The 22,649-nt window shown below is 68.2% G+C and carries 17 protein-coding genes; 4 read left to right on the top strand and 13 right to left on the bottom strand.

The features are described 5' to 3' along the window. Positions 1 to 182 precede the first annotated feature (182 nt). Positions 183 to 1,034: a glutathione-dependent disulfide-bond oxidoreductase gene (yghU, locus tag AC0CH8_RS01500; protein WP_465238383.1), complete on the bottom strand. Its 852-nt coding sequence runs from the start codon at positions 1,032 to 1,034 to the stop codon at positions 183 to 185. Between the two features lie 79 nt (positions 1,035 to 1,113). Here yghU and AC0CH8_RS01505 point away from each other — a divergent pair, with 79 nt between their 5' ends. Continuing rightward, positions 1,114 to 1,938, top strand: coding sequence for a class I SAM-dependent methyltransferase (locus AC0CH8_RS01505; protein ID WP_465238384.1), 825 nt, complete (start codon positions 1,114 to 1,116; stop codon positions 1,936 to 1,938). A 128-nt stretch (positions 1,939 to 2,066) separates the two neighbouring features. On the opposite strand, the gene AC0CH8_RS01510 is transcribed toward AC0CH8_RS01505, so the two are convergent. From AC0CH8_RS01510 to AC0CH8_RS01545, 8 genes are all read right to left on the bottom strand, one after another. Continuing rightward, the gene (locus tag AC0CH8_RS01510) at positions 2,067 to 2,516 is read right to left on the bottom strand and encodes a c-type cytochrome (RefSeq protein WP_204199359.1); all 450 of its coding nucleotides are present in this window, start codon (positions 2,514 to 2,516) and stop codon (positions 2,067 to 2,069) included. Beyond that, positions 2,516 to 4,681: an outer membrane protein assembly factor BamB family protein gene (locus AC0CH8_RS01515; RefSeq protein WP_465238385.1), complete on the bottom strand. Its 2,166-nt coding sequence runs from the start codon at positions 4,679 to 4,681 to the stop codon at positions 2,516 to 2,518. The genes AC0CH8_RS01510 and AC0CH8_RS01515 overlap by 1 nt, the downstream gene beginning before the upstream one ends. 5 nt (positions 4,682 to 4,686) lie before the next feature. After that, a complete protein-coding gene (locus AC0CH8_RS01520) occupies positions 4,687 to 6,171 on the bottom strand; it encodes an NAD-dependent succinate-semialdehyde dehydrogenase (protein ID WP_465238386.1) in 1,485 nt (494 codons plus the stop codon). 16 nt (positions 6,172 to 6,187) lie between these two features. Next, positions 6,188 to 7,423 (bottom strand): iron-containing alcohol dehydrogenase, encoded by a 1,236-nt coding sequence (locus AC0CH8_RS01525; protein WP_465238387.1) that lies wholly within the window; start codon positions 7,421 to 7,423, stop codon positions 6,188 to 6,190. Beyond that, complete coding sequence (locus AC0CH8_RS01530) at positions 7,420 to 7,815, bottom strand: c-type cytochrome (RefSeq protein ID WP_465238388.1); 396 nt, start codon at positions 7,813 to 7,815, stop codon at positions 7,420 to 7,422. Before AC0CH8_RS01530 ends, AC0CH8_RS01525 begins: the two co-directional genes overlap by 4 nt. A gap of 32 nt (positions 7,816 to 7,847) precedes the next feature. After that, a complete protein-coding gene (locus AC0CH8_RS01535) occupies positions 7,848 to 9,215 on the bottom strand; it encodes an MFS transporter (RefSeq protein ID WP_465238389.1) in 1,368 nt (455 codons plus the stop codon). After that, the gene (locus AC0CH8_RS01540; RefSeq protein ID WP_465238390.1) at positions 9,194 to 10,600 is read right to left on the bottom strand and encodes an amidohydrolase family protein; all 1,407 of its coding nucleotides are present in this window, start codon (positions 10,598 to 10,600) and stop codon (positions 9,194 to 9,196) included. The genes AC0CH8_RS01535 and AC0CH8_RS01540 overlap by 22 nt, the downstream gene beginning before the upstream one ends. Positions 10,601 to 10,691: 91 nt before the next feature. Next, positions 10,692 to 11,384, bottom strand: a complete 693-nt coding sequence (locus tag AC0CH8_RS01545; RefSeq protein WP_465238391.1) for a GntR family transcriptional regulator — start codon at positions 11,382 to 11,384, stop codon at positions 10,692 to 10,694. A 196-nt stretch (positions 11,385 to 11,580) separates the two neighbouring features. Between AC0CH8_RS01545 and AC0CH8_RS01550 the strand changes: the two genes are divergently transcribed. From AC0CH8_RS01550 to AC0CH8_RS01560, 3 genes are all read left to right on the top strand, one after another. After that, the gene (locus AC0CH8_RS01550; protein WP_465238392.1) at positions 11,581 to 14,661 is read left to right on the top strand and encodes a glycoside hydrolase family 2 TIM barrel-domain containing protein; all 3,081 of its coding nucleotides are present in this window, start codon (positions 11,581 to 11,583) and stop codon (positions 14,659 to 14,661) included. An 85-nt stretch (positions 14,662 to 14,746) separates the two neighbouring features. Further along, positions 14,747 to 15,274 (top strand): hypothetical protein, encoded by a 528-nt coding sequence (locus AC0CH8_RS01555; protein WP_465238393.1) that lies wholly within the window; start codon positions 14,747 to 14,749, stop codon positions 15,272 to 15,274. 39 nt (positions 15,275 to 15,313) lie between these two features. Then, positions 15,314 to 16,405 carry a Gfo/Idh/MocA family protein gene (locus AC0CH8_RS01560; protein ID WP_465238394.1) on the top strand — a complete coding sequence of 364 codons (1,092 nt, stop codon included), beginning with the start codon at positions 15,314 to 15,316 and terminating at the stop codon, positions 16,403 to 16,405. Positions 16,406 to 16,597: 192 nt separating this feature from the next. Here AC0CH8_RS01560 and AC0CH8_RS01565 read toward each other — a convergent pair whose 3' ends face one another. The 4 genes from AC0CH8_RS01565 to AC0CH8_RS01580 form a co-directional block, all read right to left on the bottom strand. Then, the gene (locus AC0CH8_RS01565) at positions 16,598 to 17,473 is read right to left on the bottom strand and encodes an NAD(P)-dependent oxidoreductase (RefSeq protein WP_465238395.1); all 876 of its coding nucleotides are present in this window, start codon (positions 17,471 to 17,473) and stop codon (positions 16,598 to 16,600) included. 13 nt (positions 17,474 to 17,486) lie between these two features. Next, positions 17,487 to 19,178 (bottom strand): GH39 family glycosyl hydrolase, encoded by a 1,692-nt coding sequence (locus AC0CH8_RS01570; RefSeq protein WP_465238396.1) that lies wholly within the window; start codon positions 19,176 to 19,178, stop codon positions 17,487 to 17,489. A 63-nt stretch (positions 19,179 to 19,241) separates the two neighbouring features. Then, positions 19,242 to 20,033, bottom strand: coding sequence for a uroporphyrinogen-III C-methyltransferase (gene cobA / locus AC0CH8_RS01575; RefSeq protein ID WP_465238397.1), 792 nt, complete (start codon positions 20,031 to 20,033; stop codon positions 19,242 to 19,244). Continuing rightward, the gene (locus AC0CH8_RS01580; protein WP_465238398.1) at positions 20,023 to 22,617 is read right to left on the bottom strand and encodes a molybdopterin-dependent oxidoreductase; all 2,595 of its coding nucleotides are present in this window, start codon (positions 22,615 to 22,617) and stop codon (positions 20,023 to 20,025) included. The genes cobA and AC0CH8_RS01580 overlap by 11 nt, the downstream gene beginning before the upstream one ends. Between the last annotated feature and the right edge of the window lie 32 nt (positions 22,618 to 22,649).

Here is a 22,649-nt window from a genome sequence, read left to right on the forward strand (position 1 = left end):
ATGTGGCGAACGCGGTCGCAATGGGGTTGGGTGCCGAGGGATGCGGACCGACGCTCAATCCTCCCGGCGCGGGCAGGTGGCGCGCCGCAGGCGTGACGGAGGGGCGGCCACAAGCGACAGGCCCGCGGCTGCCCCTCCACCAGCTTCGCTGGTCCCCCTCCCCGTGCCGGGAAAGATTCGAATCAGGCCAGCTTGCCCTCGAAATCGCTCGCGTCGTGGCGTTCGTGGAGCTGTTCCGCCGGATCGCCCATGATTCGGTTGACGATCCGCCCTCGCTTCACGGCCGGCCGTTCCCCAATGCGCTCGGCCCAGGCGACGACGTTGCCGTATTCGTGCGCCGACAGGAACTCGGCCGCCTCGTAGACCTTGTTCTGCACCAGCGCCCCGTACCACGGCCAGATCGCGATATCGGCGATCGTGTACTCGTCGCCCGCGACGTACGGCACCTCGCCCAGCCGGCGGTTCAGCACGTCGAGCTGGCGCTTCACCTCCATCGCATAGCGGTCGATCGCATATTCGATCTTCACCGGCGCATAGGCGTAGAAATGCCCGAAGCCGCCGCCCAGCAGCGGCCCGGCCCCCATCTGCCAGAACAGCCACGACAGCGTCTCCGCACGGGCGGCACGGTCGGCGGGCAGAAACGCGCCGAACTTCTCCGCGAGGTAGACGAGGATCGATCCGGACTCGAAGACGCGCACCGGCTTCTCGCCGGTATGATCGACCAGCGCCGGGATCTTGGAATTGGGATTGGCGGAGACGAAGCCGCTGCCGAACTGGTCGCCGTCCATGATGCGGATCAGCCACGCGTCGTATTCCGCGCCGGTGTGGCCCGCCTCCAGCATTTCCTCCAGCAGGATCGTCACCTTCTGACCGTTTGGCGTGGCGAGCGAGTATAATTGCAGCGGATGTTTGCCGACGGGCAGGTCCTTGTCGTGCGTCAGCCCCGCGATCGGACGGTTGATGCTGGCGAAGCGGCCACCGGCCTCGCGGTTCCAGGTCCAGACCTTGGGCGGCTCGTAGCTGGTATCGGTCATCGGGGCTCCTTCGCAACAGTTGCGACCGGGCGTAATCTATGGTCCACCACCCCCGCCCTCAAGGAAGCGGCGGGAGAGAATGATGCTGAAGCACGGTCTGGCGGCATTTGCCGTCGCGGGAATGGGTGGCTTGCTGGTCGCCGGAACGACGCCGCTGGGCGCGCAGGTGGTGGCGAAGCGCACCGATCCCGCGATGATGGCCGCGATCGCCGCGCCGGAGCGCAGCGCCGCCAACCGCGCCCGCGACAAATACCGCCACCCGGCGCAGACGCTCGCGTTCTTCGGCGTCACCCCGGCCCAGACCGTGGTCGAGTTCCAGCCGGGTGGCGGCTGGTACACCGAAATCCTCGCACCCATGCTGTCGGCGCGCGGCCACTATATCGGCCTCACCAGCCAGAAGGGGCAGGAGGGGCTGACGAAGCTGCTCGCCGGCGGCGGTACCCGGTACAAGGGCGCGTCGGCGGCGGCGCTGGACGTGGCCGCTGGAACGTCGACCGTGCCGGACGGATCGGTCGACACCGTGCTGACGTTCCGAAACGTCCACAATCTGATCATGCAGGGCGGACAGGCCGCGCCGAACGCGTTCAAGGCGTTCCACCGCATGCTGAAGCCCGGCGGCACGCTCGGTGTGGTCGACCACCGCCTGCCAGAGGGCATGGACTCGGCGGCGGAGATGAAGAGCGGCTATCTGAAGCGGTCGACGATCGTGAAGCTGGCACAGGATGCGGGCTTCAGGCTCGCCGGCGAGAGCAAGGTCAACGCCAACCCGCGCGATACGCATGCCTGGCCGGACGGCGTGTGGACGCTGCCGCCGACGCTGCGGCTGGGCGACAGCGACCGCGCCAAATACGTTGCGATCGGCGAGAGCGACCGCATGACGCTGCGGTTCGTCAAGGCGAAGTAGCGGTTTCAATCCCCTCCCCTTCGGGGGAGGGGAAAGGGCTTGGGGGTGGGCCGGCTCCACCCAGCGGCCCTCCCCTGAAAGAGCGGGATAAGCGCGAGGACGTCAGGCCTTCCGAGCCCGCCCCCGTCTCAGCCCGCCGGCTTCGCCCCGATCTTGATCCCCGCCGCCATCGGCTGGCTCGGCGGCAGCGCGAGTTCCCCCGCCGGGAAACCGTTCGACTGGAAGATATAAGCCTCGATATCGGCGACGGTCTTGCCGCTCAGGCTGCCCGGCGCGTTCAACGGCATCGTCGTCTGGATTCGCCCAAGCAGGTCGCCCGCCGACGTGTTGTTCCAGTTGTTCAGGAAGCCGCTGCCCGTCAGCGCCGGCGCGACGTCGATCCCCGACAGCGAGTCGCCGTGGCATGCGGCGCAGTTCGCCGCATAGGCGGCCTTGCCGCGCGTCGCCTGTTCGGCAGTGTAGACGCCGCTCCACACGCTGCGTTCGCTCGCCTGCGCATTGGCGACGACGGCGGCCCCGAACATCGTGGTCGCCGCGGCGAGCAGCCACAGGCCGCGGGTCTTGTCGATCATGGTCATCACGCTACTCCCGGAAGCCGATACGCGACCAGCTCGGCACTGTAGTTGCCGCCACCAATCGCGACGACGATATATTGTTTGTTCGCAAGGCGATAGGTCATCGGTGAGCCGCTTTGCGGGGCGGACATGTACACCGCGCCCTTCTCTTCCCCGGTGGCCTTGTCGTACGCGCGCAGCATCGCACCGCGCACGCCGTATTCGTTGGTGTAGAACCCGGCCTCGCCACAGATCACCAGCGTCTTGGTCACCAGCGGGCCGAGGTTGCCGGCGCGACCGGTGCGCGGGATCTTCAACCCCTTCAGCTTGGGGTGGTTGCGGACGTTGTCCGGCGTCTCGCCGTGCGCCACCTGCCACGCGATGTCGCCCTTGGTCAGGTCGATCGCGGTGATCCGCCCATAAGGGGGCTTGAGCAGCGGCAGGCCCTGTACCGCCAGATACCCCGGCGGCGGCGCCTGCACGCCGCCCGGCGCGCCACCCGGCGGCGGCGCGACCGGCGGTGCGCCGGTGTTGGCCGTACCCGGAGGGGCACCAGCAGTGGCCGGCGGTGCACCCGGCGGCCGCGCACCGGCGGGCATCGGCGCGCCCATCGCGGTCTGCGGTCGCACGCCCGAACCCGCGATCCCGTGCACCTGCGGGAATTCGGATACATTCATATCGGTATTCGGCACGATCCCGACCACCGACGGTTGCGTCTTCGAATAGACGTAGACGGTGTGCGTTTCGGGGTCGTAGCAGCCACCCGGCCAGTTGGTCCCGCCCTGGATACCGGGATTGGTGATCGTCCCCCAGCGGCCCGGCTTGCTGACCACGGGCGGCGTGTAGAGCGGGCCGATCTTGTACGACTTGACCATTTCCACCGCCTCGGCGCGCAGCTCTGGCGTGAAGTCGATCAGGTCGTCGATCGTCACCCCCTGCATGTCGTAGGCGGGCGGCTTGCTGGGAAAGGGCTGCGTCGGCGCATACCATTCGCCGGGCACGTCGCCTGCCTCCACCTTGCGCTCGGCGATCGGCCAGATCGGTTTCCCCGTCTCGCGGTTCAGGACGTAGAGGAACGCCTGCTTGGTGGGCTGGGCCAGCGCCTTGACCATACGGCCCTTGACCGGGATGTCGCACAGGATCGGCGCGCAGGGAATGTCGCGATCCCACAGGCCGTGATGGACGAGCTGATAATGCCAGCGGCGCACACCCGTTTCCAGGTCGAGCGCGACGATCGATTCGCCGAACAGCGCGTTGCCGCGACGGAACATGCCCATCTCGTCACCGGTCGGCAGTTCGACGGGAATGTAGACCAGCCCGAGCTGCTCGTCCGCCGACATCTCCGCCCAGACGCCGCCGTTGCCGGCCTCGTCCGCATCGCCGTTCAGCCAGCTGTCGTAGCCATATTCGCCCTTTTTCGGAATGGTGTGGAAGATCCACTTCCGCTTGCCGGTCCGCACGTCGAATCCGCGGACATAGCCCTTCACGTTCTTGCGCACCGCCGGCACGTCGCCCGCGGTGTGCGCAGCCCCCACCACCACCGTGTCGCGCGCGACCAGCGGCGTCGCGTGCAGCCCGACATCCGCGGTTTCCAGATCGAGTTCCTGATCGAAGTCCTTCTTCAGGTCGACGATGCCGTTCACGCCGAAATCGGGGTCGGGAACCCCCGTCGCCGCGTCCAGCGAGACGAGCTGGTACCCCGTCGTCACGTACAGCACGCGTTCCTTGACGCCGTCCGTCCAATAGGAGCAGCCATGCCCGGACAATTGCCGCGGCGAGTTCAGCGCGCGCTGTCCCTCGTCAAGCCGGTGCATCCACAACAGCTCGCCGCTCGCCGCATCCAGCGCGATGCAGTCGCGCCGCGATCCCGCCGGCAGGAACAGGCGTCCCTTGACCAGCAGCGGCGTCGGTTCGAACTGATACTCCTTGCGCGCGCCGAACACGTCGGTCTTCACGCTCCACGCGATTTCCAGATCGCCGAAATTGGCGGCGTTGATCTGGTCCAGCGGCGAATAGCGCGTGTTGGCCACATCCGCCGCGTAGTGACGCCATTCGGTATCCGGCCCCACTGTCGTTGCAGCCGCCGCAGCCGTCGCCTGTACCGCCGCACCCGCCCGCGCGCCGATCGTCATGACGAACACGGACGCGGCGGTACCGCTCAACAGGTGACGGCGGGAGATATCGGACATGGTGCTCACCAGCTCACGGCGATGTACTTCGCCTCGCAATATTCGATCAGGCCGTGATGCGATCCCTCGCGGCCCAGCCCGCTCTGCTTGACGCCGCCGAACGGGGCGGCGGCATCGGACACCAGCCCGCGATTGACCGCGACCATGCCGCATTCGATGCGGTCGGCGATCTTCAGCGCGGTCTTCAAGTTCTCGGAATAGACGTACGCGGCCAGCCCGTATTCGGTGGCGTTGGCCAGCGTGATCGCCTCTTCCGGATCGTCGAACGGGATCACCGCCGCGACCGGGCCGAACACCTCGTTGTCGAGGATTTCGGAGCCGGGCTGGACGTTCGCGATCACCGACGGCGGGTAGAAATAGCCGTCACCCTCGATCGCCTGCCCGCCCAGCCGCACCTCGGCACCCTTCCCGACCGCGTCGCCGACCAGCCACACGATCTTGTCGACCGCCTTGCGGTTGATCATCGCGCCGCATTGCGTCGCCGCCTCGATGCCCGGACCGACCTTCATCGCGCCCATCTTCTCGACCAGCTTGGCGACGAACGCATCGTGGATGCCGCGCTGTACGTAGAAGCGGTTGGCGGCCGTGCAGGCTTCGCCGGCGTTGCGCATCTTGGCGATCATCGCGCCCTCGATCGCCGCGTCCAGATCGGCATCGTCGAGCACGATGAAGGGCGCGTTGCCGCCCAGTTCCATCGACGAGCTGACGACCGAATCCGCCGCCTCGCGCAGCAGCAGGCGGCCGACCTGCGTCGATCCGGTGAAGGACAGCTTGCGCACGCGCGGATCGTGCAGGATCGCACTGCATACCGGGCCGGGCTTGCTGGTGTTGACCACGTTCACGACGCCCGCCGGCACGCCCGCGCGGCGCATGATCTCCGCCACCGCCAGCGCCGTCAGCGGCGTCTCCGCCGCCGGTTTCAGGATGCAGGTGCACCCCGCCGCCAGCGCCGGCGCGATCTTGCGAGTCGCCATAGCCGCCGGGAAATTCCAGGGCGTAATCAGCAGCGATACGCCGATCGGCTGATACTGGACGAGGATGCGGTTACCGCCCGACGGGGAGATGCCGAGTTCGCCGTTGATGCGCACCGCCTCCTCCGCATACCAGCGGAAGAATTCGGCCGCATAGGCGACCTCGCCCCGCGCATCGCTCAGCGCCTTGCCGTTCTCCAGCGAGATCAACTGCGCCAGCCACTCCTGCTCGGCCATCATCGCGTGGAAACAGGCGAGCAGGATGTCGGCGCGCTTGCGTGGCGCGGTCGCCGCCCAATCGGCCGCCGCCGCCGCCGCGGCATCGACCGCAGCGATCCCCTCCGCGATGTCGCCGTCCGCGACGCTCGTCAGGATGCTGCCGTTCGCCGGATCGTCGACGTCGATCCGCGCGCCGCTCGCCGCCTCCACCCAATGTTCGCCGATCAGCAGGCCGGTGGGGATCGCGAACGGTCCGTCGCGACCATGCGCGGGCGGCGGGGTATAGGTGGGGCCGGTCATGTCGGTGCCTTGTCGTTCAAGCAGCATGGAGGGAGGCCCGGTCGCCGGCGAACGCCGCGCGCGTGATGGTCTGCATCGCCGCCAGGTCGAGCGGCCGGGGGTTGTTCTTGATCAGCCGGGCGGCGTTCAGCGAATATTCCGCGACGTAATCCTGCTGGTCCGCGCGCAGGCCCAGCGCCTCGAGCGACGGCGGGATTTCGATCTTCGCGAACAGCTCCGCCACCGCTTCGATGAAGGCCTGCGAGCGATCGGCGGCGGTCGCGCCACCGATCCCGACCAGCTCCGCCAGCTCCGCAAAGCCCTCCGTGCAGGCGGGGCGATTGAACTGCATCACGAACGGCAGCAGCGTCGCGACGCCCTGCCCGTGCGCGGTGTGCGTCAGATTGCCGACCGGATATTGCAGTGCGTGCGCCGCAGCGGTCCCGGCGGTCCCGAACGCGCAACCGGCGGCGAGCGAGGCGAGCATCACGCCCTCGCGCGCTTCCATGTCGCTGCCGTCGACGAACGCACGCTCCAGATACCGGAAGATGTTGGTCACCGCCAATTTGGCGAAGTGATCGGACAGCATGTTCTTGCCGACGAACACATGCTCCTCGGTCAGCATCGCGTCGACCGGGCGGGCCAGCGTCGTGTACGCCTCCACCGCATGCGTCAGCGCGTCCGCCCCCGAAAAGGCGGTCAGGCCGGGCGGGCAGGTGACGGTCAGCTCGGGGTCGCAGATCGCGATCTGCGCGATCAGGTGCGGGCTGGCGATGCCGACCTTCGCGCCGCGTTCCTCGTCGGCGACGACCGCGACCGGCGTCGCTTCCGATCCGGTGCCGGAGGTCGTCGGCACCGCGACCAGCGGGATCACCGGGCCGGGTACCGCGAACTCGCCATAATAGTCGCGCACGCTGCCGCCGTGGGTCAGCAGCACCGCGACGACCTTCGCCAGATCGAGCGAACTGCCGCCGCCGATGCCGATCACCACGTCGGCCCCGTAGCCGCTGCCCTGCGCGACGCACGCATCGATCGAGCGCAGCGGCAGGTCGGGGATCGTGCCGTCGAACACGCGCGTCTCGACGCCGCGCGCGGTCAGATCGTCGACCATCGCCGCGAACTCGGGCTGCGCCGCCTGCCGTTCGTCGGTACAGATCAGCGCGCGCCGACCGACGCGGGCGGTGGCGGAGCCCAGCGCCGCGCGCTGGCCGCGGCCGAACAGGATGCTGCGGGGCAGGCGCAGCGCGCCGAACATGGGAGCGATGTCGGTCACCGGGCGCTGCCGGTCTTGAGGTAGGCGATCACGTTGGCGCGGTCCTGTGGATTGGCGATCGGTGCGGCCATCATCTTCGTGCCGGGCACCGTCTTCGTGGGGCCGCTGAGGAAGCGGGAGAGGTTGGCCTCGTCCCATTTCAGCCCGGCGGCTTTCATGGCGGGGGAATAGCGATAGGTCGGCAACGATCCCGCCCGTCGTCCGACGACGCCGACGAGATTGGGACCGATGCCGCTGACGCCGGTCGGGGCAAGCGAGTGACACCCGGCGCAGCGCGCGAACACCGTCTTGCCCTTGACCGGATCGGCGGCGGGCAGCGGCGCGGCGGTCGTCGCCACGCCACTGCCAGCAGCGATCGCGACGACGGCGATACCGCCTGCGACGGCGAACATTCTGACCATCGATTGACCTTTGTGGAAACGCGTCATGCGGCGACGACCTCCTCGGGCACATAAAGCCGGCGCGACGCGTCGATCCACAGGAACAGGATGGCGGCGATCAGGCACAGCACCGCCAGCACCATGAAGGCGGGGAACCAGCCGCTCATCGTCACGATATAGCCGGTGACGGCGGCGGCGATCGCCGCGCCCAGATTGCCCAGCGTGTTCATGACCGCGGACACCGATCCGGCGAACTCGCCGCCGATATCCAGCGTCACCGCCCAGGACACGCCGACCGTCAGCTCCAGCCCGAACAGCGCGACGCAGAAACACGCGATGCTGGGGATCGGCGCGTCGAGGGCCGCGGCCAGCGGGATCATCGCCGCGGCGGTCAGGAACCCGATCACCGCGATCACCCGGCGCGCCAGCTTCAGCCCGGCCCCGCGCTTGACCAGCAGGTCGGACGTCCAGCCCCCGGCGAGATCACCGAGCACGCCCGCCATCAGCGGCATGCTGGCGAACAATCCCATCACCGCGATGTCGAACCCGCGCGTGTCGTGGAGGTATTTCGGGAACCACGTGAGGAAGATGTTGATGCAATAGGCGTAGCAGAAATACATCGCCGACAGCAGCCAGAGTTGCGGATTGGCGAGCAGGCGACGCCACGGCACCTTGGCGCGTGCGGGTCCGCTACCCAGCGCGTTCTCGATCATCGCGCACTCGGCGGCATTGACCGACCGGTGCGTGCGCGGCGTGTCGCGATAATACCAGAACCACAGCAATGCCCACGCGATGCCGACGACCGCGAACAGCAGGAACGGCATGCGCCAGCCGAAATCGACGATCAGCAGGGCGACGAACACCGGCGTCACCGCCCCGCCCAGCCGTGCGCCGGCATGCGTCAGGCCCTGTGCCCATCCGCGCTCCGCCGGCAGCATCCACCGCGACAGCGAGCGCGTGGCGATCGGAAAAGCGCCCGCCTCGCCCATCCCGAACAGGAACCGGCACACCATCATCGACCCGGCCGAAAACGTCAGCGCGGTCGCGGCAGTGAAGGTCGACCACCAGAGCACCACGCCGGTCAGCGCGCGGCGCGGCCCGAACCGGTCGCCCAGCCAGCCGCCCGGAATCTGGAAAAAGGCATAGGCGAATTGGAACGACGCGAAGATCCACCCCATCGTCACCAGCGAGAAGCCGAACTCCTTCTGGATCGACGGTGCCGCGGTCGCGATGACGACCCGGTCCATATAGGTGATGAGGTAGGCGAGGACGGTCAGCCACAACACGACATGCCGCACGCGCGTCGGTCGCATCGTCGCCGCACCGTCGCCGACGCGGGGAACGGTCGCCGGCGGCACGATCGTGTCGGTGGTGCCCGCCCCCGCGATGCTCACGGCTTCGCGGCCCCGCACGCGTCCGCCGCCCGGCCGACGCAGGTCTGCCAGATCGTCGGCACCTTGCGCCCGGCGATGTAGACGGAGGAGATCGCCCGCGTGTTGCGGATGTCGGCGACGGGATCGCGGTCGAGCACCAGCAGATCGGCCCATTTGCCCTTCTGCACCGTCCCCGCCTCGTTAGAGCCCAAAAAGCTGGCGTTGGTCCCGGTCGCGGCGGTGATCGCCTGCAACGGGGTCACGCCCGCCTTGACCATCAGCTCCATTTCCCAATGGGCGAAATAGCCGGGGAAGCGCGCGGTCGGCCCGCTGTCGGTGCCCATCCCGTACTTGACGCCCGCTTTCGCCTCCGCCGCGAAGCTGGCCATCGCGTTGGTCAGCACCTGCGGATATTTCGGGAAGGTCGGCGACGCGGCGAGCCGCTGCTGCCGCTCGTCGCTTTTCAGCGTCGCGACGGTCGACGGTGCGACCCCACGCGAGAAGAACGGATCGTCCACGAACGGTAGCAACGTGTACGTGAAGCTGGCTTCGCGGCTCAGCGTCGACGCCAGCTGCCACGTACCACGCGCCTTCATCGCGGCGATCAGCGGCGCGTCCGCGACGCGGTCGCGCACCTGATGCATGAACACGTCGACGCCCTCGCGCATCAGTTCCGCGGCGTTGTCGTAATAGAAGATGTGCGCCGCCGCCTTTTTGTCGGCCTTATGCGCGGCGGCGATGACGGCGGTGCTGACCGGATAGGGCATGCGCTCCGCAACGGTGCCGAACTCGTCGTCCATCCACAGTTTGACGAAATCGTCGCCCTTGGCCGTCTCGCGTTCGACCATCGCGGTCGCTTCCGCAGGGGTCGCGACCGACTGGTCCAGACCGGGCACGCCGCCATAGCTGCCCTTGAACACCACGCCCCGCCCGGCGGTATAGGCGCGCGCCATCTCGACCCGGCCGATCCGCCGCTGGTCGGCGATGACGTCGTGGATCGTGTCGCCGTCGGTGCCCAGCGTGTAGACCGACGTCACGCCGTACGCCGCGTACAGTCGAAGCTGCGCCTCGATATTGGCGCGGTCATAGTATTTGGTGAAGTTCTGGTCGACGCCGTTCACCAGCCCCAGGTGCACGTGACTGTCGATGATGCCCGGCATCAGGTATTTGCCGCGCAGGTCCTCGGTGGTGGCGGACTTGGCCGCGGCCGGTCGCCGGCGCGACGGGCCTACCCAGGTGATGCGACCGTCGGTCATCACCAGTGCCTGGTCCCCCACGGGGGCGCGGCCGGTGCCGTCGATCAGCGTGAAATGGTCGAGGACGACGGTTTCGGCGAAGGCTCCCCCGCTCAGGCACATCGTCGCGATCGCCGCACCGAGGCGGATCGCTGTGTATACCCGGCGACTTGGGCGAATCCGCCGCATCGCTTACCTCTCCATGTCATATCCTATATGATCTGGTTAGGCAGCGTCGCGGAGGCTGTCAAGCGGGCGTAACGCCCATCTGCGGTGGAGATCAGTCGGTGGTCGGCACGGTTTCCGCCAGCACGCGATCCATCCGCATCTGCGACCGCTCCAGATGATAGCGGACGGCTTGCTCGGCCGCCGCGGGATCGTGCGCGACCAGCGCGTCGATGATCTTGCGGTGCTCCTCCGCCGCCTCGTTGGGCGCGTTCGTCGCATACAGCGCGCGGAAGATATGCAGATGCGCGTGCAGCCGGTCGATCGCTTCCTCGATCAGGCGATTGCCGCTGCCGGTCGCGATCAGGCGGTGCAGCTTGGCGTCCGCCTCGGCGAACCGCGAATAGGCGCGCGCGTCGCCCGCCACCACGCTCGACATGTCGCGATCGATCGCCTCCAGAATCGCGATCGACGCGTCCGTCATCGCCTCCGCCGCGCGCGCCGCGGCATAGGGCTCGATCAACTGGCGCAGCGTGTACAGGTCGCGCACCTCGTCGCGCGTCATCTGGGGGCTGGCGCGATAGCCGACGTTCGGCATCTTGAAGACCAGCTTCTCCGCCTCCAGCTGGCTCATCGCCTCCCGCACGGGGGTCTGCGAAATGCCCAGCTGCCGCGCGACGGTGTCGATCGCGATCCGCTCCCCCGGCGCGATCGACAGGCTCATCAATTGCGTCAGCAGATATTCGTACGCGCGCTCGACCATCGTCGGGCCGGGCACCGGCTTCGCCGCACGCGTGCGGGCCGGCACCGGGATAGTTTGTTCAATCTGCCGCACAGCCAAGGGATCACCACCCGGTTCGAGTTCGTGAAATCATATAGGTTTTTGGCTTTTGAAGTAAGCGGATTTTGCTTGTGGGGTGGGAACGTTACCTGCGAACGAATACAATATTCTATCGCTCCCGTTCCGGTTACGGCAGGCGAAACGACGATCGTCAGGAGTATCGATGACGCGCCTTCTCCGCCCTCTGACGATCGCCCTCCTCCTCGTATCGCCTGCCTTCTCGCAGACCGCCAACCCGGCGGAGTGGGAGCAGCCGACCGTCATCCGTCAGGGTGCGGAGCCGATGCACGCGACGTTCGACGGGTTCGAGACGCGGCGCGGCGCACTGTCCCGCGACGTCGCGAAGTCCCGCTATCATGTGTCGCTCGACGGCGCGTGGCGGTTCCGCCTGTCGCCCACTCCGGAAAGTCGGCCGACCGGGTTTCAGCGGCCCGATTACGACGTGTCCGGCTGGGGCACGATGCAGGTACCCGGCATCCTTCAGGCGGCGGGCCACGGCGGCCCGGTGTTCGTCGGCAGCGGCTATCCGTTTCCGCGCAACCAGCCTTGGATCGACCACAAGCTCAACGAGGTCGGATCGTACCGCCGCGACTTCGTCGTGCCGCCGCATTTCGCCGGCCGCCGCCTGCTGCTGACGGTCGGCGCGGCGGGCGCGGCCTATTACATCTGGGTCAACGGCGTCCGCGTCGGCTATTCGGAGGACTCCAAGCTCCCCGCCGAGTTCGACGTCACCGCCGCCGCGAAGCCCGGCCGTAACAGCGTCGCGATCGAACTCTACCGCTATGCCGACGGCAGTTATCTGGAGGATCAGGATTTCTGGCGCGTCAACGGAATCGAGCGGAGCGTCACGCTCTACGCCGCCCCCGCGACCCGGCTGCGCGACCTGTCGGTCGTGGCGGGGCTCGATCCAGCCTATCGCGACGGCACGCTTGCGCTGAAGGTCGACGTGGCCGGCGAGACGCGCCCGACCCGCGTCCGCGCGACGCTACTGGACGGCAAGACGCCGATCCTGACCCGCGACGGCGACGTCACGAGCGGCGGCGTCACCCTGAACGGCACGATCCCCGCCGTCCGCCGCTGGACCGCGGAAACCCCGGAACTCTACACGCTGCTCGTCGAACTGCTCGACGCGAACGGAAAGCTGATCGAGGCGACCAGCCGCCGCGTCGGTTTTCGCACCGTGGAGGTCGCGGGCGGCGAGGTCCGCGTCAACGGCCGCCGCATCATGATCCGCGGCGTCAACCGCCACGAACACGACCCCCGCACCTTCCGCATCGTGTCGGAGGCGACGATGCGTCGCGACATCGAACTGATGAAGCAGGCCAACATCAACGCGGTGCGCACGTCCCACTACCCCAACGACCCGCGCTGGTACGACCTCGCCGACGAATACGGCCTGTATGTGATGGACGAGGCCAATATCGAGAGTCACGGCTATCTCAGCCTGTCGCAGGAGCGGAACAACGACCCCTCCGTCCTGCTCGGCAACGATCCGAAGTGGCAGCCCGCGCATCTCGACCGCGTCCAGCGCATGGTCGAACGCGACAAGAACCATCCGTCGATCATCTTCTGGTCGCTGGGCAACGAGACCGGCATCGGTTCGAGCTTCGAAGCCGCGGCGAAATGGGTGAAGGCGCGCGACCGCACCCGCCTCGTCAGCTTCCTCGGCTGGAGCATGAGCGGGTGGCGGCACCCGGTGAACACCTATGTCGATATCTTCGCGCCGATGTACGACGATATCGGCAAGATCGCCGACTATGCCGAACAGCCCGGCCTGACCCAGCCGCTGATCCTGTGCGAATACGCCCACGCGATGGGCAACAGCCTCGGCAACTTCGCCGATTACTGGGAGGTCTTCCGCAGCCACAAGAAACTGCAAGGCGGCTTCGTCTGGGACTGGGTCGACCAGACTATCATTGAAAAGGACGCGAAGGGCCGCGAATATTGGGCACAGGGGCCGGACTTCGCCAACAAGGGCGGGGACGACAGCCCGGTCGGCGACGGCGTGATCCGCTCCGACCGGACGCCCGACCCCGAATATTACGAGCTGGCCAAGGTGCAGTCGCCGATCGCGTTCGAACAGATGCGGCCGGGCTTTGCGGTGACCAACCGCCACGATCATATCGACCTCTCGCGCTTCACCCTCGACTGGACGATGATGGAGGACGGCCGCGCCGTCGCGACGGGGAGCATACCGACACCGCTTTTGGCCCCCGGCGAGCGCGCGCCGCTAAACTTCCGACCGCCTGCGGCCCAGAAACCCGACGCCGAACGAATCCTCGTCCTGCGCGCGCGGGCGAAAGCGGGCGCGATCCCGATGGTCCCTGCCGGCTATGTCGTCGGCTGGGAACAGTTCCCGCTGACCGCCCCCCGCGCGCTCGCCCCCTCTCCCGCTACATCGGTGCGTCCCACCGAAGCGGCAGACGCCCTGACGCTCGCCGCCGGCGACGCGGTGCTGACGATCGACCGCGCGACGGGGCTGGTGCGACGCTATGCTCGCGACGGCCGCACGCTGCTGACCGGCGGCGCGCCCGATTTCTGGCGCGCACCGACCGACAACGACATCGGCACCGGCGTGACCAAGTCGCACGCGATGTGGAAGCAGTTCTCCGAAAACCGCCGCGTCGACGCGGTGACGGCAGAGGGCGACGCCATCGTCGTGCACCACGACATGGGCGTGGGGTCGGTCAAGACGGTCACGCGCTGGACGATGGCGGCCGATGGCACCGTCCGCGCCGACGTACAGTTCACGCCGATCCGCGACACGCTTCCCGACCCCTTGCGCGTCGGCCTGACCTTCGCGACGCCACCCGCGCTCGACCATGCCCGCTGGTACGGTCGGGGGCCGCAGGAAACCTACCCGGATCGCAAGACCGGCGGCCAGCTCGCGATCTGGCAGGGCGCGCTCGCCGACCAGTATCACGGCTATGCGCGCCCACAGGATTCCGGATCGAAGCAGGACGTACGCTGGGTCGCACTATCGGGAAGCGGCACGCCCTCGCTGCGCGTCACCGGCGCGCAGCCGCTGGCGGTCAACGCGTTGCCCTTTCCCTATTCCGACCTCAGCACGGCCAGGCACAGCAGCGACATCCGCCCGCACGGCGACGGCACCTTGCTGATCGACGCCGCGCAGGCGGGCGTCGGCGGCGACACCGGCTGGAGCCTCGATGGCCGTCCGCACATGCCCTATCGCATCCCGCTGAAGCCGCTCCGCTGGTCGTTCACGATCGGCGCGGATCGCTAACCGCCGGGGAACGTCGATCCGGTTTAAGCGCTGGCGTCTGCGGGCGGGTTGCGCTCTACTCCACCTGTCTTCGGGGGAGGGTGGCATGAACACATCGATGGGCATCGTTGCGGCACTGGCGTTGGCGGCGCTGGCAGGTTGCGGCGACAGTGGTGACGCGCCCGGTAATGCGACTGCCGCGACCACGACCGCCACCTGGAACGCCGAGGACGCCTGCGCCGTCCTCGACAAGAATGTCGCGGCGGCGGCGTTGGGCATCGGCGTCACGAAGACCGAACTCGGCAGCGTATCGCCCGCCGCCGAGGGGCGCGCGGCGTTTTCGATGTGCACCTACACGCTGGCCGACGGTGGCCAGATGATGCTGCTCACCCGCGCCGCCCCCAATGGCGACTTCGCGTCGTCGGATGTCGAGGCCTCGCGAACCGCCGACGGCACGATGCCCCCCGCCAGCGACGTACCGGGTCTCGGCCGCGCCGCCCTGTGGCGGGATCAGGGCGCACAGTTGCAGGTGTTCCTCGACGACAGACGCTACGTGGCGATCAACGTGTCCGGCCCGTCCGCTATCGGTGACGCGAAGGGCCGCACTATCGCAGTAGCCAAGAAAATGCTGTAATCCGTGCGAGTTGGTCAGAAAAGCGGAAGAGGATAGCCGGTGGATATCGAACGACGCGACGTGTTGCTGTCCGCTGCGGCGCTGGCGATCGGCATGGCCGCCCCAGCCTGCGCCGCCGCTCCGCGCAAGCTGGGCTATGCGATCGTCGGCCTCGGCTATTACGGGCTGAAGGTCATCATCCCGAAATTCGCCGATTGCGAACACAGCCGGCTGGCCGCTGTCGTCAGCGGCGACCCGATCAAGGCGCGGCGTGTGGCCGCCGAACACGGCCTCGATCCGAAATCGGTCTACAGCTACGCCGATTTCGACCGCATCCGCGACAATCCCGATGTCGACATCGTCTATGTCTGCCTGCCCAATTCGATGCACGCCGAATACACGATCCGTGCGGCCAGGGCGGGCAAGCACGTGCTGTGCGAAAAGCCGATGGCGATCTCCGTCGCGGAGTGCGAGGCGATGATCGCCGCCTGCCGCCGCGCCAATCGCCAACTGATGATCGGCTATCGCTCGCATTTCGAGCCGCACAATCTGGAGGCGATGCGCCTCGCCCGCACCGGCGCGGCGGGCAAGATCCGCTACGTCCGCTCCGAACACGGCTTCGTACAGGGCGATCCGCAGGCGTGGCGACTGAAGAAGGCGCTGTCGGGCGGCGGATCGCTGATGGACATGGGAATCTACAGCCTTCAGGCGGCGCGCTACATGACCGGTGAGGAGCCGATCGCCGTCACCGCGCGCGAGTCCACCGACCGTCGCGATCCGCGCTTCACGGAGGTCGAGGACATCATCGACTGGACGCTGGAATTCCCCTCCGGCGCGATCGCCAGTTGCCAATCGATGTACAGCGCCAACCAGAACCACATCCTGTTGATGGGCGACAAGGGCCGCATCGAGCTGGAGCCGGCGACGCGCTACGACGGCAACCAGATGTGGACCGGTCGCGATGGCCGCGAACAGCAGGTCCAGCCGCCCTCGGCCAACCGCTCGCAATTCGTCGGCCAGCTCGACCACATGGCCGAATGCGCCACCACCAACCGCGAACCGATCGTCTCCGGCGCGGAAGGGTTGCGCGACATCCGCATCGTCGAAGCCATCTACCGCTCCGCCCGGGAAGGAAAGACGGTGCGGCTGTAGCGCTATACTAACCTGCCAAGGATTGTTGCGACATAGCTCCACTGCCTTTCCCAAGCCACCACCCCGGCGAAGGCCGGGGTCGAGTTGGGTGACGTTCTCAGTGGATTACCGCCGACATCGCAACTGGACCCCGGCCTCCGCCGGGGTGGCAGAAGAGGGTTTTGCAACAATTCCTGCAAGGGGGGCTGAAAGTCAGTCTGCCGCCCCGCCCCGCAACGGCTCCACCACCGCCGACATATCGCGCTCGCCGAACCCCTCGCGCTCCGCCGTCAGGAACCGCTCGCGTGCCGCAGCGGCGAGGTCCGAGGTGATCCCCAGCCCCGCCAGAGTCTGCCCCGCATAGCCCAGATCCTTCGCCATCAGCGGCACGTAGAAATGCGGATCATAGTCGCGCGCCAGCATCCGCGCGGACATCGTCTTGACCATCGGACTGGCCGGCGCGCCAACGTTCAGCAGCCGTACGGCGGTGTCGGCGTCGAGCCCGCTGCGCTCGATCGCACCCATCGCTTCCGCCAGGCTGGCGACCTGCACGCCGCACAGGAAGTTGTTGATCAGCTTCAGCGTCGCACCGCTCCCGTTCGGCCCGAGCAGGGCACTCTCGGTGCCGAGAACATCCAGCACCGGCTGCGCCCGGTCCAGCGTCGCCGCATCGCCACCCACGAAGAAGCGCAATGCACCGGTCGCCGCCTGCACGCGGCTGCCGGTCACCGGCGCATCGAGAAAGCCGACCCCGTGCGCCTGTGCCTCACCAGCCAGTGTCCGGGTCCACTCCGCAGTCAGCGTGCTGCACTCGATCGCCACCGCGCCGGCCTTCATCGCCGCCAGCGCGCCAGCCTCGCCCAGCCACACTGCGCGCGACGCATCGTCCTCCGCCAGCATCGCGACGACCGTGTCGGCACCTTCCACCGCCTGCGCCGCAGTCGCCGCGATCCGCGCGCCAACCTCGCCCAGCGGTGCGGACCGCGCGGGATTGCGGTTCCAGACCGTCACCGCGAAGCCCTTGTCGAGCAGGCGCTGCGCCATGCCTGCGCCCATGATGCCCATCCCGAGCACCGTCACGTTCGTCATCGCCCGCGTCCTTCTACTTATCCAACATCACCAGAGCCACGCCCTGCCGCGCCAGACGCACGTCCAGCACCGTCGTTCCCTTCGCGCCCGCCGTTACGGTCAGCGTTTCGGGTTGCAGCCGCGATGCCGCTTCCAGCCTGGCGTACAGATCCTGATCCGGCGACTGCACCGATCCCAGCCGCTTCCATTCGGCGTAGGCATTGGCGTGATCCCCGTCGATCCGCCACAGCGTCGCGCGCCCGGCCTTGCCGCCACCCCGCTTCAGGCCGGCGACGCTCAGCCGGATCGCCGCATCCGGGCCGGGCAGGTCGTCGTCGTGATAATGCCACAGCAGCACCACAATCTTGCCGTCCGCCGTCCGCGTCGCCAGCGTGCCGATATCGGCGGCTCCGCGCACACCCTCCGCCACGACCGTGTCGAGCGGCACCTGCGCATCGCTGGTCGCGGTCAGCCGCTCCGTGCCGAGCTTCGCGAACAGCCGGAACACGTTCAACACCGGCAGGTCGACACCGTTGGTCGAGAGCTGGCGATAGCCGGCGAACCACGGCTGATCCTCGAACTCGAACGACCAGGACAGCACCCCCTCCAGATTCACCCGCCGCCGCGCCGCGAGGTCCCAGATGCGCGCGAAGCTGGCGGCGGTGTAGCTCGAATACATCGTGCCGTTGCGATAGTCGTTCGACCGTCCCGGACAGGCTGCGCAGCCCTCGGGATCGCTCTCGCCGATCACCACCGGCTTGGCCGCGAGCGAGGGGATCGCGGTGGCCTTCACGAAGCCCTTGTCGACCTCCTTCAGGTGCGTCGAAATCCCCATCCGCACATGCCCGTCGACGAAGCTCGGCTGCCCCTTGGCATGGAACGACAGGAAGTCGGTCGGCGTGCCCGTCGCACCCGTGGCGTAGTTCTTGCCGGACGATACGTGCTTCAGGAACCCGTCCATGAACGCACCGCCCGCGCCCGCGACATCGGGACCGCCGACCTTCGCGGTCGGCAGCGCGCGGCGCACCGCATCGATCGCGAAATCGTGCAGCCTGTAGAATTCCTCCGGGCTGCCCTGCCAGTAGAAGTCGATGTTCGGCTCGTTCCAGACTTCGAAATACCAGCGCTCGACCTCCGCCCGGCCGTAGCGTTCGACATTGTGCTGCGTCCACCGATAGACCAGCTCCGCCCATGTCTCGTAGCTCTTGGGCGGGTAGGTCCAGCCGGTCGCGATCAGCTTGTAATCGAAACCGGGCCGCCACGAATGCTGGTACGGCGTGCCCGCCGGTGCGCTCGACATCGCCTCCGGCATGAACCCGATCTGGAGGTACGGACGCACGCCGCGCGCGATGTACGTGTCGATGATCCCGTCGACGATCGTCCAGTCGTAGACCGGCTTGCCGTCCTTCGTCTCGGTATAGGCGTTGGTGCTGCCCCATTTGAACGCGGGCGTGCCGTCGCCGGTGCTGAGCAGATTGTGCGCTCGGAAGAACACCTCGCCCGACTTGAGCTTGCCGAGTTCGACCAGCAGCTTCCGCCCGTCCTTCATCGTCGCGTAATTGGGCTCGTCCGCGCCGAAGAAGCGCCACACCGGCGGCAGCGTCCCCGCCGGGCGATCCGCCTGCACCGTCACCGCCACCGGCCGCGGTGGCAGCGTCGATTGCGCCGCCGCGCCAACCGTCCACCCCATCGCCGCCGCGCCGATCGCCGCCCGCCAAATCCTCATTGCATGCTCCCCGTCCGTCCACGTCGCGCTTCACCGGGCGCGCTTCATGTCGGAGTAAAGCAGCTATCCGGCGCTGGCGAAAGCACCCTCCGTCGCGGTTTCCGCCACGCCCCGCATCTCCGCCGCGCCCATCGCCGCCCCGATCAGCAACAGCGTCGGGTCGTTCGCACCGACCGCCCGCACCAGGAACGACAGCGCATCCAGCCGCCCGCGGATCAACCGTTCGTCCGGCAGCGACACGTTGACCGCGATCATCACCGGCGTCTCTGGTGCAAGGCCGGCGCGGATCAACTCGCGCGTCACCTCGCCCGCCGCTGCCCGCCCCATATATACCGCCAGCGTCGCATCCGGCCGAGCCAGCGCCGCCCAGTCGAGATCGAGCGGCTCGCCAGCCCTGGCATGCGCGGTGACCAGCGTCAGCGACCGTGCCAGCCCGCGCAACGTCAGCGACAGCGCACCCGAGGCGGCGGCGGCGCTGGCGGCGGTGATGCCGGGGCAGACGTGGACGCGGATACCATGCACGCCGCACGCCGCGATCTCTTCGGTCGAGCGGCCGAACACCGACGGATCGCCGCCCTTCAGCCGCACGACGCGCTTCCCGGCGAGCGCGGCGGCGACGATCAGGTCGTCGATCGTACCCTGATCCTTCGAATGCCGGCCCGATCGCTTGCCGACGCCGACCTGCTCGACCCCCTCTGGGATCAGGTCGAGCACACCCGGCCCGACCAGCGCGTCGTAAAAGACAACATCCGCCGCGGCGATCAGGCGTTCGGCCTTGCGCGTCAGCAGGTCCGGATCGCCGGGACCGGCCCCGACCAGCCAGACCGTTCCGGGGGCGATGATCTCATGCGGCATGCGTCGATCCTTCGGCGAGGAGTTTGGCGAGGGCGGGGCGGCACGACCCGCAATTGGTGCCGGCTTTCAGCGCGCTGCCGATCGCGGCGACGTCGGTCAGTCGCTGCGCCGCAATCGTCGACAGGATGGTCTTCAGCCCGACGTCGAAGCACGCGCAGACGATCGGGCTGCGATCGACCTGCACCCCCGGTGCGCGCCCGGCGAGCAACGTCGGGGCGGCCTGCGGTTCGGCGAGTTGTGCGACCAGCCAGTCGCGCGGCGGCAAGCTGCCGTCGCGCGTCACGAACAGGGCGGCGGCGAGCCGCCCGTCGCGAACGATCGCGATCCGGCGCGTCCCCCGCGCGGCATCGATCGCCTCCAGCCGCTCGCCCGGCGGCAACAGCGCGTCGAGCGCCGTCGGATCGCCATCGCCGGCAAGGTCCCAGGCGGTGCCGCACGGCACGGCGACCCGCGTCGCCCACAGGCAGTCGGGGCGGGCGGCGAGTTCGTCCGCGACGATGACGAAGCCGCGCCATGCGGTGGCGACCGCGGCGATGCTGGCCGGCGTGGCCTTGAACCCCGGCTGCCCCGAGATCGGGTCGGCAAGCGGGCGCGGCAGCAGCCCGGTACGCCCGCCGGTCGCGTTGCGATCCGTCCAGTGAATCGGCGCGAACAGCTCGCCCCGGCGCTGCGTCGCGGCGACGCGCACGCGGAACAGGCTGTCGCCCTGCGGCGTCGCGACCCGCGCCAGCCCGCCATCGGTCAGTTTCAGCGCGGCGGCATCGTCGGGATGGACCTCGACCGCGGGCTCTTCGCGATGCCGCGCGAGTTTGGGCGACAGGCCGGTCCGCGACATCGTATGCCATTGGTCGCGATACCGCCCCGTGTTGAGCGTCATCGGCCAATCGGCGAGCGGCTTGGCCAGCGGCTTCTGCGCCACCGGCACCAGCCGCGCGCGGCTGTCCGGCGTCGAATAGCGTCCGTCCGCGAACGGCGTGGCGCCCCAGCGGAACGGCGCCATCGCGTCATAGGCGGCATTGCCGATCGCCGCCTGTCCCGGCAGCGCGAACAGCCGCTCGCCCTGATTTTCGTACGCCGACAGCCGACAATGTTCGCGCCAGATTTCGGCAGGGCGATCATAGGCGAAGGCGGTCTTCCACCCCATCCGCCGGCCGACTTCCTTGACGATCCACCAATCGGCCTTCGCCTCGCCGGGCAGCGGCAGGAACGCGCGCTGGCGGCTGATCGTGCGGTCGGAATTGGTGACGGTGCCGTCCTTCTCGCCCCAGGCGGCGGCGGGCAGGCGGACGTGGGCGTGGACGCTGGTATCGGTGTCGGCGATCACGTCGCTGACGACGACGAAGGGGCACGCCGCCAGCGCCTCGCGCACCCGCCCGGCGTCTGGCATCGACACCGCGGGGTTGGTCGCCATCACCCACAAAGCCTTGATCCGCCCGTGACCCAGCTCGCGGAACAGGTCGACCGCCTTCAGCCCCGGCTTGGTCGCCATGTTTGGCGCGGCCCAGAACCGTCCGACGCGCGCGACGTTCTCGGGCGCGAAGTCCATATGCGACGCCAGTGTCGACGCCAGCCCGCCGACCTCTCGCCCGCCCATCGCGTTGGGTTGTCCGGTGATCGAGAACGGTGCGGCACCGGGCTTGCCGATGCGGCCCGTCGCGAGGTGCAGGTTGATGATCGCGTTGACCTGATCGGTCCCGCTCAACGACTGGTTCACGCCCTGGCTGAACATCGTCACGGTGCGCGGCGTCGCGGCGAACAGGTCGAAGAAGCGCCTGAGGTCGTCCGGCGCAACATCGCATGTGCGCGCCGTCGACCACAGGTCGCTCCCCTCTCCGAACCCGTTCCAGAAATCGTCGGGAGTCGCGACGTGGCGCTCCAGATAGGCATCGTCGATCGCGCCGTTCGCGCGGCACCACGCCAGCAGTCCGTGCATCAGCGCGACATCGGTACCGGGCCGGATCGCGAGGTGCAGGTCCGCTTCCTCGGCGGTTTCCGTGCGGCGCGGGTCGATGACGACCAGCTTCGTACCCCGAGCGACGCGGGCAGCCTGGATGCGCTGATACACGATTGGGTGACACCACGCGGTGTTGCTGCCGACGAGCACGATCAGGTCGGCGGCGTCGAGATCGTCGTAGCTGGCCGGCACGATATCCTCGCCGAACGCGCGCACATGCCCTGCGACCGCGCTCGACATGCAGAGGCGCGAATTGGTGTCGATGTTCGCGGAGCCGATGAAGCCCTTCATCAGCTTGTTGGCGACGTAATAATCCTCGGTCAGCAATTGGCCCGAGACGTAGAAGGCGACGCTGTTCGGGCCATGTTTCGCGATCGTATCGCGGAAGCGTTTGGCGACGAGGTCGAGCGCCTTGTCCCACGACGCGCGGCGCTGGCCGATCATAGGATGGAGCAGGCGGCCTTCGAGGCCGATCGTCTCGCCGAGATGCGTACCTTTGGAGCAGAGCTTGCCGCGATTGGCCGGGTGATCCGCATCGCCCGCGATCGTGGCGCTACGCTCGCCGGTCGGCGTCGCGAGAATCCCGCACCCGACCCCGCAATAGGCGCATGTGGTTTTGGTCGCGCTCAAAGCCCCTCCCCTTCAGGGGAGGGGTTGGGGGT

The organism is Sphingomonas sp. AC435 (assembly GCF_979253005.1).

Excerpts from the sequence above, each read along its gene's own strand:
- AC0CH8_RS01555 (WP_465238393.1), top strand. The coding sequence starts at position 14,747 with ATGAACACATCGATGGGCATCGTTGCGGCACTGGCGTTGGCGGCGCTG.
- AC0CH8_RS01565 (WP_465238395.1), bottom strand. The coding sequence starts at position 17,473 with ATGACGAACGTGACGGTGCTCGGGATGGGCATCATGGGCGCAGGCATG.
- yghU (WP_465238383.1), bottom strand. The coding sequence starts at position 1,034 with ATGACCGATACCAGCTACGAGCCGCCCAAGGTCTGGACCTGGAACCGC.
- AC0CH8_RS01550 (WP_465238392.1), top strand. The coding sequence starts at position 11,581 with ATGACGCGCCTTCTCCGCCCTCTGACGATCGCCCTCCTCCTCGTATCG.
- AC0CH8_RS01505 (WP_465238384.1), top strand. The coding sequence starts at position 1,114 with ATGATGCTGAAGCACGGTCTGGCGGCATTTGCCGTCGCGGGAATGGGT.
- AC0CH8_RS01515 (WP_465238385.1), bottom strand. The coding sequence starts at position 4,681 with ATGTCCGATATCTCCCGCCGTCACCTGTTGAGCGGTACCGCCGCGTCC.
- AC0CH8_RS01570 (WP_465238396.1), bottom strand. The coding sequence starts at position 19,178 with ATGAGGATTTGGCGGGCGGCGATCGGCGCGGCGGCGATGGGGTGGACG.
- AC0CH8_RS01530 (WP_465238388.1), bottom strand. The coding sequence starts at position 7,815 with ATGTTCGCCGTCGCAGGCGGTATCGCCGTCGTCGCGATCGCTGCTGGC.
- AC0CH8_RS01520 (WP_465238386.1), bottom strand. The coding sequence starts at position 6,171 with ATGACCGGCCCCACCTATACCCCGCCGCCCGCGCATGGTCGCGACGGA.
- AC0CH8_RS01540 (WP_465238390.1), bottom strand. The coding sequence starts at position 10,600 with ATGCGGCGGATTCGCCCAAGTCGCCGGGTATACACAGCGATCCGCCTC.
- cobA (WP_465238397.1), bottom strand. The coding sequence starts at position 20,033 with ATGCCGCATGAGATCATCGCCCCCGGAACGGTCTGGCTGGTCGGGGCC.
- AC0CH8_RS01510 (WP_204199359.1), bottom strand. The coding sequence starts at position 2,516 with ATGACCATGATCGACAAGACCCGCGGCCTGTGGCTGCTCGCCGCGGCG.